The organism is Hydrogenophaga sp. SL48, from assembly GCF_021729865.1.
Classification (GTDB): Bacteria; Pseudomonadota; Gammaproteobacteria; order Burkholderiales; family Burkholderiaceae_C; genus Hydrogenophaga.
The window spans coordinates 1,882,680-1,895,574 of sequence record NZ_CP063400.1; the positions used below are offsets into that span (position 1 = coordinate 1,882,680).

At 62.6% G+C, this 12,895-nt stretch carries 7 protein-coding genes; 4 read left to right on the forward strand and 3 right to left on the reverse strand.

The window, feature by feature from the left end; genetic code table 11:
• Positions 1–66: 66 nt before the first annotated feature.
• The 3 genes from IM738_RS09015 to IM738_RS09025 form a co-directional block, all read right to left on the reverse strand.
• On the reverse strand, positions 67–807 hold the full coding sequence (locus IM738_RS09015) for a methyltransferase domain-containing protein (protein WP_236965528.1): 741 nt from the start codon (positions 805–807) through the stop codon (positions 67–69).
• A gap of 23 nt (positions 808–830) precedes the next feature.
• A complete protein-coding gene (locus IM738_RS09020; RefSeq protein ID WP_236965529.1) occupies positions 831–2,117 on the reverse strand; it encodes an ArnT family glycosyltransferase in 1,287 nt (428 codons plus the stop codon).
• 84 nt (positions 2,118–2,201) lie between these two features.
• Entirely contained in the window at positions 2,202–3,674 is a 1,473-nt protein-coding gene (locus IM738_RS09025; protein ID WP_236965530.1) for a UbiA family prenyltransferase, read from the reverse strand.
• A gap of 98 nt (positions 3,675–3,772) precedes the next feature.
• Here IM738_RS09025 and IM738_RS09030 point away from each other — a divergent pair, with 98 nt between their 5' ends.
• The 4 genes from IM738_RS09030 to IM738_RS09045 all read left to right on the forward strand — a co-directional run bounded on the left by IM738_RS09030 (position 3,773) and on the right by IM738_RS09045 (position 12,880).
• Entirely contained in the window at positions 3,773–4,105 is a 333-nt protein-coding gene (locus tag IM738_RS09030) for an EamA family transporter (protein WP_236965531.1), read from the forward strand.
• 349 nt (positions 4,106–4,454) lie between these two features.
• Positions 4,455–5,354: an ExeA family protein gene (locus tag IM738_RS09035; protein ID WP_236965532.1), complete on the forward strand. Its 900-nt coding sequence runs from the start codon at positions 4,455–4,457 to the stop codon at positions 5,352–5,354.
• 87 nt (positions 5,355–5,441) lie between these two features.
• Positions 5,442–11,891 carry a type I polyketide synthase gene (locus tag IM738_RS09040; protein WP_236965533.1) on the forward strand — a complete coding sequence of 2,150 codons (6,450 nt, stop codon included), beginning with the start codon at positions 5,442–5,444 and terminating at the stop codon, positions 11,889–11,891.
• A gap of 20 nt (positions 11,892–11,911) precedes the next feature.
• Positions 11,912–12,880 (forward strand): glycosyltransferase family 2 protein, encoded by a 969-nt coding sequence (locus IM738_RS09045; protein WP_236965534.1) that lies wholly within the window; start codon positions 11,912–11,914, stop codon positions 12,878–12,880.
• Positions 12,881–12,895 lie beyond the last annotated feature (15 nt).

Here is a 12,895-nt window from a genome sequence, read left to right on the forward strand (position 1 = left end):
CGCCACGTCGAAACCTCCACTCATGCGGCTCCGCAGGGGCCCCTGCGGGTCCAGTTGTTGAATCAACTATTCTTTTTCAGTTGCCGTCGAATGGGAGGACTCGCCAGTGTTTTCGCTGCTCCGGAGCGGCGAGAGATGTGCTGATTGCTTCTCTAAAACAAGCAGCCAATGCCCGTACCACAGCGTATTGAATGTGGCGCGCCTGGCAACGCTCAGGCCCTGCTCAGTCGCCCATGCCTCAACCTTCTCCGGTCCCATTTGTTCGACCCATTGCCTGGCCATGACAAGATCGTGAAGCAGGTTGGCGGTCGCGCGCCAGCGTGGCTTGACGACCATGTCCTTGATGATGAGGCGCCCTCCCTCAGGCAAAGCACTGCACAAAGCCTCAACAAACGATTGCTTGTGGCTGTCGGGGATATGGTGCAGAACGTCAATGACGGTGACCACTTCATATCCCAGATGGGGTATGCCTTTCTCGACCGACCTTGCCTCAAACGCGACAGTGGACGAAAACGAATGGTTAGAAGCCACGCGACTGGCGATCTCTATAGCGGGTCGGGCCATGTCAAACCCATACCCTCGTCGAATTCGCCCGAGGTGAACGAGCAAATTCAACAACAAACCATGCCCACACCCCACATCCAGCACTGACGACTGCGGCGGAATGTCGCGAATGACTTCATGCAAAGGGCATATGTACGAACGGTACTGTTGCATCAGCCTGGTCTTGACGCTTCCAACGTCCGCATAAAGCATGGTGGCCATCCGTTTGATGGCCGCAGGGCCGATCGCGATATCGTCGGGCATGTGGCTGGCTTCTTTCTAGTGGGTTACGGCAAAGCCGACGAAGACTGATCGGAGCTTCGCTTACGCCGCCAAGCCAGAAACTCAGTCGCCCCAAGCGCGGCAAAAATCGCCAACTGCCCTGCAAAGGCCAGGTGATATCGATCCTGCGAAACCACGACCATGTGTATGGCAGTGAAGTAAAGAATGCTCAGTGTCAATGGCGAGGCCAACGCCTTGACCCAACCGACGCGGCGCATGGATGACCAGATGCCGGCCAAAGCCAAAACAAAGATCAAGGCCCAAGATGCCTGGGTCGCTCTCTTGAGCCTGAGTTCCCAGGATGGTCCAAAAGTCTGGCTGATTCCCTGGGCGTTCCAGCTCACGCCCACTGACTCATTCGAATAGAGAATCACGAGCTTCCTGACCGCTCGAACCAGGAAGGCGGCGGGATCCTGCACGATGTAGTTTTTGGCTTCTTGCGCAAGCACCCTGGCCTTTTCGTTTGCTGGCAAATGGCTGACTGTCTCCGGCATGGCCATGTACCGCCCATCAGTGCCCGGCGTGTTGCCCATCCACAAGGTAATCCCCCCATTCGTCGAGATGAGCACGGGCTCGCCGTAAAGCAGGTGATTTCTCCAAACCCAGGGCGCAACCACAAGAGCCATCACGAGACCTGCGAGCGCAACGCACTTGAACTGACCCTTGACTTCGGAGAAGGTCGGTCGCTGGGTCAGGACGGACGCAACCGCAAAGACCAAGGGAAGCAACAGGGCCTGAGGCCGAACGAGTGAGGCCAACCCCAGGACCAGCCCCACAAGCAGTGCCCTGGGCGCCAGTGCTTGTTTAGGGTTGAACCATAAATCCATGGCCAGAAGGGTCAGAAACAGAAACGGCAACTCGCTCGCCAGGATGGTCGGGTACATGACCAGAGTCGGCCACACTGCCAAGATCACTGCGCTGATCAGCGCGACCTGCTGGCCCCAGAAACGCGCTGCCAGCCGCGCTGAAATCCAGATGATTCCCAGCGACAGGGCTATGTTTATCGCGATGATCGGTTCGTATCGAATACCGAACAACCAGAACAAAGCGGCGTGCATGAAGGTGGTCCCTGGTGGCCAGAAAGCCGTGGGTTCTTCAGCTGTCCAACCGAAAGTGCCATGCTGCACCAGCGTTCTGGCAAACACGTCATAGGCCTCGCCATCTGACAAGGGAATCACCGGAATCCACCAAGCCCAGACCAAGCGCAGGACCAAGGCCAGTGTGAATACAAGGACAAGAGACTTGGTGAGGTGCAACTCGCCGCTCTCGCTGCAAGGATTGATGGGGCTCATGGACATCCAGTCACGAGGTAGAACTTAAAAAAAGCCCGTCCTTCGGGTCGTTGCGGGCACCTGCGAAAGACCCGCCCAGTGGTCTCACAATTGCATCACGGTTGCGGCGATCAGGATGCCCACAACCATGGCGCCTGTGGCCCAGGTTTCCGGATCCTTGACAGCAAAGAAAATCGGATCTTCATCCATGTACCCCCTGGCGGTCACCATCCAAAGCCGTGTGACCCATAGCAGCATCAGAGGTGCAATCAACCAGAGCAACTCGGGCGTGCGATAAAGCTCCGTCACCTCGGGGCTGTGGATGTACAGCGCGAGCACCAGAACAGAGAGATAACCGCTGGCCGCGCCCAGGCCTTGGAGCATCATGGTGTCTTCGGTGGCATATTCGCGGCCGCGCAGCTTGCCCAGCACTTTGCCAATGATCTGCTCCTCCTTTCGCACTTCCACCAACTCTGCCACCCGCTTGACCATGGCCAGCGAAAGAAAGATGAACATTGAAAAGGCCAGCAACCAGAATGACAGGCTAATGCTCGCAGCAAACGCGCCTGCGATGATCCGCAAGGTGTAAAGACCGGCCAGAACGATCACGTCCAGACTGGCAACGCGCTTCAGCCGCAGGGAATACAGAAGAGTGACGACCAGGTAAGCAACCAACGCAACCTGAAAGCCACCAGGCAACAGCAAGGAAAGGCCCAGCCCTGTCAGCAACAGCAGCGATGCCGCCGCAATGCCCGCACGAATATCAATGGCCCCTGCCGCAAAAGGGCGGTTGCGCTTCTTGTGGTGGTGCCTGTCGGCATCAAGATCAAGCAGGTCGTTGATGATGTAAGTGGCCGAAGCACAGGCTCCGAAACAAACAAACGCCAGCGCTGCGGCAGCGAGCGCTTCCCAGTTCAGCACTTCATGGGCGGTCATGACCGGAACGAACAAGAGGAGGTTCTTGAGCCATTGCTGTAGCCTGATCGCCCGCAGCCAGGTTCGCCAGTCCGTGGGAGGCTGCGGGATGTCCCGATGTGGTATGCCCATTGCAGCCACCTCACGGACAACTGACCGAGGGGCGTTGACTGTCACGGCGCCCCCCGCCCTGACCCAGACAGCAATGTCCACCCTTCCGTTGGCAACATACTCGAAGCGACCCGCCCCGAACTGGCGCTCCAGCAACACCGCTTTCTGTCCCCCGATCAGGTTGCAGTCAGGCGTGGACCCCAACACGTCATCAAACAAGCCAACGTGATCTGCGACCTTTTTCGCCAGCCCGATGTGGCTACCCGTGACGAGGAGCACACGGCGACCATCCTGCCTTGCTTGCCTGATCAGTTCAATGACCTCTGACCGGTACGGCAACACCGCAACATCCGGCTGGGCATGCTTGGCCAGTTGGGCCTTCATGTGGCTCCGGCCCTTCAGCATCCACCAGGGAAGCAGCAGGACCAACCAGGGACGCCCCTTCACAGCAGCGAGAAGTGACTCAAACGTCAGATCTGAACGAATCAATGTTCCGTCCAGATCAACGCATAAAGCGGTTGCAGCCCGCCCACAATCAGATTCTCGTTCCATAGGAGAAGTATATTAGTGGCTTGCGAAGACTCCCCCTACAAACGGATGACAAACTCGTGACCCGATCGACAGTCCTGCTGATTCTGGCGAATGTGGCCATGACTTCGCTTGCCCAGATCATTCTCAAGTTTGGGATGAGTTCTCCGGAGGTGGCTCGTGCGCTCTCCGGTGGAATTCGACTGTCTGGTGTAGCGAGCGCGCTCTTCCACCCGTGGGTGATTTCAGGCCTTGTGCTGTATTTCGCTGCAGCCTTGGTCTGGTTGCTCGTCCTCTCTAAAGTCGACGTGAGTCTGGCTTATCCGTTTGTAGGTTTGGGCTTTGTGATCACCATGGCTCTTGCCTGGGCCTTCTTGGGCGAAGCGGTCACAGCCACTCGGGTGACGGGAACGCTTTTGATTGCAGCGGGGGTCGCACTGCTGGCAATGCACTAGTGAATTTATTGGGTTGATCCACTTTCGTGGTTGGGGCGGCACCCAGGGTTTTGCAGCCCATACACCGATCTCGAATGCACCTTTCGATGCAGGATGCCCGAGTGAACCAAAGCGCAGTCACAGACAGGCGCCGCAAAGAGCACATCCTCTTTTTTCAACAATCCACAGCGAGTCAAAGCCATCTCCCAAGATTTGTTCGACCAGGACACCGATTGAGACTGTTTGAGCGCCGGATCAACAGATGAACCGATTTCTCGTGCGGCGACAAGCGCTCGCCTGGAGGTTGTATCGAAATGGGTGATTCCGACACCCCCCGGCCATATCGGCGGCAATAACCAGCAGACAGAACATGTACGAATCCTTTTACGAATTGAAAGAAAAGCCTTTCTCCATTCAGCCGGACCCCACCTTCCTTTACATGGGGAAGCGTCACTCGCTCGCCTACACCATGCTGGAGTATGCGATCCTTAACCGGGCGGGATTCACGGTGATTTGTGGCGATATCGGTTGTGGCAAAACCACGCTGATTCGCCGCCTGCTCGACGAACTGGGAGATGAGGTCAAAGTGGGGCTGGTGACCAATACACACCCCGACCTGGCCGATCTGACCGAGTGGATCATGCTGTCCTTTGGCCTGCCCTACGAGGGGCTTTCGCCCATCGCCCGATACGATGCGTTCCAGCGCTTCCTGATCAGCGAATATGCAAAGAACCACCGGGTGGTGCTCATCGTTGACGAGGCTCAAAACCTCAGCCCCGCCGCCATGGAGTCGCTGCGCATGCTCTCCAATATCAATGCCGACAAGGATCAGCTGCTGCAGATGGTGCTCGTCGGCCAACCCCAGCTGCGCGATCTGCTCAGGCGCCCGGAAATGCAACAGTTCGCCCAGCGGGTAGCGGCCGATTTCTATATTTCCCCACTGAATTCGGTGGAGGTCGGGGACTACATCCAGCATCGGCTGAAAGTGGCGGGACGGGATCGTCAGCTGTTCACGCCATACGCCACGGCCAAGATCGCCCGGGCAGCCCATGGCATTCCCCGCAGCATCAACATTCTTTGCGATATGGCCCTTGTCTACGGGTATGCCGCTGAAGCCCCTCTGATCGACGTTCACGTGGTCGATGAAGTGCTGCGCGACCGCAGTGAGTTCGGTGTACTCGGTGACACCAATTTCAACATCGTCCAACCCGGGGACAGCCAGTGGGGAGACAACCCCGTTTCCAAACCATTCGATCCCCCAAAAGTGTGACGTTACCCACGTCTGGTAACAAATTGTTGAGTCATAATGGTTTACCCGATGGGAGTAAGACCGGGTGTCCATACCTGAGAGATCTGTGTGACCACGCCTTCAGCCGCTTCGAACGACATTGCCATTGTCGGCATGGCAGCGCACCTGCCAGGTGCCGCCAACCCGACGGCCTATTGGTCCAACCTGCGCCAGGGGCTCGAGTCCATCCGGCGATTGACCGAGACCGAATTGCTGGCAGCTGGCGAAAGCCCGGAACGCATGCGGCACCGCAACTATGTGCCAGCGGCGGCGGTGCTTGACGGGTTTGAGCAGTTCGACGCCGATTTCTTCGGTTTCAGCCCCAAGGAAGCGGCCATCATGGACCCGCAGCACCGCCAGTTTCTGGAGGTGGCCTGGGAGGCTCTGGAAAACGCCGGGCACCCGCCCGAGACCTTTGCCGGCCCGATCGCGGTCTACGCCGGTTGCGGCATGGGCAGCTATTTCTACTTCAACATCTGCTCCAACCCCGACCTGGTGGCCAGCACGGGCATGTTCCTGCTGCGCCACACCGGCAACGACAAGGACTTCCTGTCCACCCGGGTGAGCCACATCTTTGACCTCAGAGGCCCGAGCGTCAACATCCAGACGGCCTGCTCGACCTCATTGGTGGCGGTGCACCATGCCTGCCAGTCCTTGCTGCTTGGCGAGTGCGACATGGCCCTCGCCGGCGGGGTGACGATCGAACTGCCCCATGCCCGCGGCTACATCTTCCAGGAGGGCGAAATTCTCTCGCCTGACGGACATTGCCACGCCTTCGACCACCGGGCCCAGGGCACCGTGTTCGGCTCTGGCGCGGGTGTGGTGGTGCTGCGCCGCCTGGAAGACGCTCTCAAGGACGGTGATCACATCTGGGCCGTGATCAAGGGAACGGCCGTCAACAACGACGGTGCGGCCAAGGCCGGCTATCTGGCCCCGAGCGTGGATGGTCAGGCCAAGGCGATTGCGGAGGCACAGGCCGTGGCCAGCGTGAGCGCCGACACCATCGACTACGTCGAATGCCACGGGACCGGCACCTACCTGGGCGACCCCATCGAGGTGGCCGCGCTGACGCAGGCCTTCCGCGAGACCACGCCGGACACCGGTTTCTGCCGGATCGGTTCGGTCAAGACCAACATCGGCCACACCGACACCGCCGCAGGCGTGGCCAGCCTGATCAAGGTCGCGCTGGCACTCAAGCACCGGGAGATTCCGCCGAGCCTGGGTTATGAACAGCCCAACCCGTCGATCGACTTTGACACCAGCCCTTTCCAGGTCAACCACACCCTGAGCCCATGGGTTTCGCACAAGGGGCCACGCCGCGCCGGGGTGAACTCCCTGGGCGTGGGCGGCACCAATGCGCACGCGGTGCTGGAAGAAGCCCCTGCCCGAGAGGCTTCCGATCCGTCCGACTGGCCATTCCAGCTGCTCGTGGTGTCGGGCCGCTCACGGGCGGCGCTCGACGCCAACGCCAAGGCCTTGGCCGCCCACCTGCGAGCCCACCCCGAACAGCCCTTGGCCGACGTGGCCTACACGCTCAAGCAAGGGCGCCGGGCCTTTGAGCACCGGCGCGTGCTGGTGGCGGAGAGCCATGAAGAGGCCGCCACCTTGCTCGAAGGCAGCGACACCCGCCGCGTGTTCAACCACAGCCACCTGGACGATCCCGAAGTGGTGTTCCTGTTCCCGGGCGGGGGTGCGCAATATGCCGGCATGGCGCGTGAACTCTATGCCACCGAGCCCGTGTTCCAGGACTGGATGGACCGCGGGCTGGACGTGCTGCAGAAACGACTGGATTACGACATCCGGGCCTTGTGGTTGCCGGAGCCTGAGCAGCATGCCGCAGCGGTCGAAAAACTCAGACGGCCTTCGGTTCAGCTGCCACTGATCATGATCGTGGAACACGCGCTGGCGCAGCTGTGGATGTCATGGGGGGTCAAGCCCGCTGCCCTGCTGGGTCACAGCATGGGCGAGAACACCGCCGCCTGCCTGGCGGGCGTGATGTCGTTCGAGGACTGCATCGGCCTGGTGCTGTTGCGCGGGCAACTCTTCGACACCGTGCCACGGGGAGGCATGCTCAGCGTGCCCCTGTCAGCGGATGAGGTGCGCGGCCTGCTGGGCCAGGAACTGGACATGGCCAGCGTGAACGCACCCGAGCTGTGCGTGGTGTCCGGGCCGCAGGATGCGCTGGACCGGCTGGAGGCTCAGTTGCGCGAACGCGAGATCGAGCCGCAACGGGTCCAGATCGACATCGCTGCGCATTCGCGCATGCTGGAACCGATCCTGGGCCGTTTCGAGGCCTACCTGCGCAGCATCCGCCTGAGCGCACCCAAGCTCCCCATCATTTCCAACCGCGACGGGCAGCCGCTGAGCGCTGCCGACGCCACCGATCCGATGTACTGGGTGCGGCACCTGCGCAGCACGGTGCATTTTGCCGATGGCCTGGCCACGCTGAAGAAGGAGAGCCACCGGGTGTACCTGGAGGTGGGCCCGGGCAAGGCGCTGGGTTCCCTGACACAGGCCAACGGCGTTCCTGCCTCGCAAGTGATCAACTCGCTGCGCCACGCCGACCATGCGGTGGCCGACGACGTGTGGTTCCTGGGCACATTGGGCCGGCTGTGGGCCACGGGCGTCCAGGTGGACTGGGAACCCATCTGGGGCGAAGCGCGCCGGCACCGCGTGCCCTTGCCCACGTATGCCTTTCAGCGCAAGCCCTACTTCATCGAGCCAGGCACGGCCCGCTCAGCGCCGGAGGCGGCGCCCCAGCTCGTGCGCACCGACGACATCAGCGCATGGGGTTACCAGCCGCGCTGGCGCCCTCGCCAGGCCAACATCGAGATCGATGTCACCCAGGACCTGGCCAGCACCGAACCACAAACCTGGCTGGTGTTTGCCGATGAGGCCGGCCTCAGTGACAAGCTGGTCGAACGCCTGCGCAGCGCTTCACACCGGGTCACGGTGGTGCGCTCGGGCGACCTGTTTGCGCGGTTGAACGAGTTCGAGTACCTGCTGGCACCGGAGCGAGGACGCGAAGGCTACGACGAACTGTTGCGCGATCTTGTCGCCACGGGCAACACGCCGCAGCAGATCGTGCACGCCTGGCTGGTCACGCAGGAGGAGCGCTTTCGCCCTGGCAGCAGCTTCTTTCACCGCAACCTGGAGCAGGGCTTTTTCAGCCTGCTCTTCCTGGCGCAGGCCATGGCCGGCGAAAACCTGCCCAAGCCCCAGCACCTGACCGTGTTGAGCTCCGGGGCCGTGCGGGTGCGCGACGAAGCCCTGCCCTACCCCGAAAAAGCCACGCTCATGGGCCCGGCCCGGGTGGCTCCGCGCGAACTGCCCGGCCTGACCTGTTCGGTGCTCGATGTGGTGCTGCCTGCCGTGGACAAGGGCTGGCGTGCCAGACCGGATGTGAATGCATTGAACGGTCTGGCCGACCGAGTGCTGGAAGACCTGTTTGCTGCACCCGACAACCGCGTGGCCGCCTTGCGGGCCGACAAGCGCTTCGAGCTGGGCTTTGCCCCTCTGCCCCTGGCGCCCACCGAAGGGCTCGCAGGGATCTCGCCAGGCTGCGTCTGCCTGGTCACCGGCGGCCTGGGTGGCATTGGCCTGACGCTGGCCGAGCGGTTGGCGCGAGAAAAACAGACCCGACTGGTGCTGATCGCACGCCAGGCCTTGCCCGGGTCCGACACCTGGGACGCGCGGCTGCGCAGCGGCGACCCGCTGGACCCGGTGGTGCAGCGCATCCTGGCGGTGCGCCGCTTGGAGAGCCTGGGAGCCGAGGTGCTGGTGGTTGCCGCCGACGTGTGCAACGTCAAGGACATGCGGGCGGCCGCCGATCAGGCGAAGCAGCGCTTCGGACGCATCGAGGTGGTGATCCACGCTGCCGGTGTGGTCGATGACGGCCCGCTGATGACCAAGACCTCGGGCGGCGTGGAAGAGGTGTTTGCGCCCAAGGTGCACGGGGTGCAAATCCTTCACGACCTGTTCCCCGACGGCAGCATCGACCGGCTGGTCCTGTTCTCCTCGACCAGCACGGTGACCGCACCGGCGGGTCAGGTCGACTATGTGGCCGCCAACGAATACCTCAATGCCTATGCCCGAAGCCGCGCGGGGGGACGAACCCAGGTGCTGGCGATCGACTGGGGCATCTGGAACGAGGTGGGCATGGCCGCGAAAGCGATGGCCAGCCGCCTGGGCGAAGCGGCACCGCTCCCCCGCCACCCGGCCGGCAGCCCGCTGCTGGACGAGGCCACCTTCGACGCCACCGGCCACCGGATGTTCACCGCCACCTGGCAAACCGAAGGCCGCTGGATTCTCGACGGCCACCGCACCAAGGCCGGACAGGCCTTGCTGCCCGGCACCGGTTACCTCGAACTGGCCGCCGAGGCCCTGCGCGGCAACGGCGAAACAGGGCCGTTCTCGATCAAGGACCTTTACTTCTTCCGCCCCCTGGAGGTCCACGACGGTCAGACCCGCGACGTGCGCGTGAAGCTGGCGCGCAGCGACGAAGGTTATGCCCTGGAGGTGCGCAGTGACGTGCTGTTTGAAGGCCGCAAGGGCTTCCAGCTCAACGCACAGGCCACGCTGGTCCCCGGTGCACTGCCCGGCGCCGGACGGGTGGACACTGCCGCGCTGCAGGCCCGCTGCCCGCATCACCGTGCCGAGGACGCCGATGGGCTGCGCTCGCCTCAAGAGGAACACCTGAACTTCGGCCCACGCTGGCGGGTGTTGCAGTCGGTGGCCTACGGGGAGGGCGAAGGCATCGCCCGCCTGAAACTGCCACCGGCTTTCGACAACGACCTTGCGGAGGGTTACCTCCTGCACCCGGCGCTGCTGGACCTGGCCACCGGCTGGGCCATGCACCTGATCGATGGCTACAAACCCGACCACCTGTGGGTGCCGGTGTCGTACCGGTCGGTGAACGTGCACCGGCCCTTGCCGGGCACCGTGTGGAGCTGGGTCCGCAACGCGCAGGACAACCGCTCCGACGCACCGTTCGCGGTCTTTGACGTGACGCTGTGTGACGCGCAGGGCGAGGTCTGCGTGGAGGTGCAAGGCTTCTCGATCAAGCGCCTGGAAGAAGGCGGCTTTTTGGCCTCGGGCAGCCGGCTCGATGCGCGCGAACTGGTGTTCGAGGACACGGGCGGAGCCGGAGCGCACACCAAGCTGTCCCCGGCCGAAGAGCAACTCCAGTACAGCATGTCGCAAGGCATCCTCCCGCACGAAGGCGCAGACGCGTTCGGGCGCGCGCTGGCCACCGGTCTGCCGCAGGTGGTCATTTCCTCGATGAACCTGGACGCGCTGGTGCGAAAGGCGGGCGAGGTCGCCGCGAACGACGCAGGCTCCGGACAGAAGTTCCAGCGCCCCGACCTCGACAGCGACTATGTGGCGCCAGGCAACGATGTGGAGCGCACGCTGGTGGGCTTCTGGGAAGAGCTGCTCGGCGTCGATCAGGTGGGCGTGCAGGACAGCTTTTTTGATCTCGGCGGGCACTCGCTGATCGCGGTGCGCCTGTTCGCGATGATCAAGAAGGCCTACCGGGTCGAGTTCCCGATCTCTGTGTTGTTTGAAGCGCCGACCATCGCGCTGTGCGCGGCGATGATCCGGGAGCAGATCGGCGACAGTGGTTCAGAGGACGCGGCGCCTTCCGCCGGGAGCGGCGGCGCAGCACCGCAAGCCCGGCGCCGCTTCGTCCACTTGGTCCCCATGCACGACGGTGAAGGCGGTGAGCGCACGCCCTTCTTCCTGGTGGCGGGCATGTTCGGCAACGTGCTGAACCTGCGGCACCTGGCCCGCTTGCTGGGCGCCGACCGGCCTTTCTACGGCCTGCAGGCTCGTGGCCTCTACGGAGACCAGGCGCCCCACGAGACGTTTGAGGAAGCGGCGGCCGACTACATCGCTGAAATGCGCCAGGTCCAACCGAACGGCCCCTACCTGCTGGGTGGTTTCTCGGGCGGAGGCATCACGGCCTTTGAGATCGCCCGTCAGCTGGAGTCCGCCGGTGAGAAAGTCAGCCTGCTGGTGCTTCTGGACACGCCGCTGCCTGTGAGTCCATCGATCAACCGCGTCGACAAGACCATCATCAAGTTGGCGGAATTGCGCAAGAAGGGCGCAGGTTTCTTGTGGACATGGGCGCTTGGACGCGTCCGGTGGGAGCTCAACCGGTTTCGCAACAGAAATGTGCCGCCCATCCAGCCCCGGACCAACCAGCTGAACAACGAAGCGATCCAGGCGGCCTTCCTGGCCGCCCTTCCCCGCTACAAATTGCACGTCTGGAACGGGTCTGCGGTGCTGTTCCGCCCGCCTCTCGACCTGCAATGGAAGGTCTCTGGTGGACGCTGGGTCAGCGCAGAAAGGGCATATGTCCATGCCGACAACGACTGGACCCGCTTCATGCCGGCTCTGCGCGTGCTGGAAGTGCCGGGCGACCACGACTCCATGGTGCTGGAACCCAATGTGCGCGTGATGGCCAGCCTGCTGAAGGGCTGCATCGAAGAAGCCCAACGACCCGGGACACACGCATGAACCAGCCATTGGGTCCAAGCGTGCTGACCATCGTGCTCAACTACCGCACACCCCTGCTGACGTTGCGGGCGGTGGAGGCGGCCCTGAGGGAAATGGAAGGGCTGGCCGGTGCTCTCACGATCGTCGACAACGATTCGGGAGATGGGTCGTACGAGACCCTGACGCGGGCGGTACAGGAACGCGGCTGGAGCCGGGTGCGGGTGCTGCAATCGGGTCACAACGGCGGTTACGGGGCCGGCAACAACTTTGGCATCCGCCAAGGGCTGCCCGATGGATCACCGCCCGACTACATCTACATCCTCAACTCCGACGCCTTTCCTGAGCCAGGTGCCATTCGAGTATTGGCCGAGCATCTGCAGGCCCATCCCCAGGTGGGTTTCGCCGGCAGCCGCTTGCACGGGGAAGACGGCGTCTACCACCAGACGGCGTTCCGGTTCCCGACCGTTTTCAGCGAGTTCGAGGGGGCGGCGGTGACCGGCCCCATCTCCCGCCTGCTTCGGCGCTACATCGTGGCCCTGCCGGAACCCACGGAAGCGCAGGAGGTGGACTGGATGGCCGGTGCGAGCCTGATGGTGCGCCACCGTACTTTCGAGGAGGCCGGTGGATTCGATGAGCGTTTCTTTCTCTATTTCGAAGAAACCGATCTGTGCCTGCGCGCACGTCGAGCGGGCTGGCTGTCCGTCTACCTGCCACAAAGCCGCGTCATGCACATCGGGTCGGTCTCCACCGGCATGAAGACCTGGAAGCGGATGCCCCCTTTCTGGTTCGATTCGCGCCTGTGGTACTTCACGAAGAACCACGGCGTGCTCTATGCAGCCACCGCCACGGTGGCCTACGTCGCTGGCGCGGCGATCTCAAAGGCGCGTCAGGTTGTCGGGAGCAGGGGCAACGGCCAGCCTCAGCACTTCCTTGGGGACCTGGTCTCGCACGCCCTGCGCTGCGCCTGGCACCGCCGTCTCGTCGGGCGCACCAGCGGCACATCCGTCTGACCTCTCAGTTTTCGC

What these genes read in the sequence shown, in the direction of transcription:
- IM738_RS09030 (WP_236965531.1), top strand. Translation starts at nt 3,773, where the DNA reads ATGACTTCGCTTGCCCAGATCATTCTCAAGTTTGGGATGAGTTCTCCG.
- IM738_RS09015 (WP_236965528.1), bottom strand. Translation starts at nt 807, where the DNA reads ATGCCCGACGATATCGCGATCGGCCCTGCGGCCATCAAACGGATGGCC.
- IM738_RS09035 (WP_236965532.1), top strand. Translation starts at nt 4,455, where the DNA reads ATGTACGAATCCTTTTACGAATTGAAAGAAAAGCCTTTCTCCATTCAG.
- IM738_RS09025 (WP_236965530.1), bottom strand. Translation starts at nt 3,674, where the DNA reads ATGGAACGAGAATCTGATTGTGGGCGGGCTGCAACCGCTTTATGCGTT.
- IM738_RS09020 (WP_236965529.1), bottom strand. Translation starts at nt 2,117, where the DNA reads ATGAGCCCCATCAATCCTTGCAGCGAGAGCGGCGAGTTGCACCTCACC.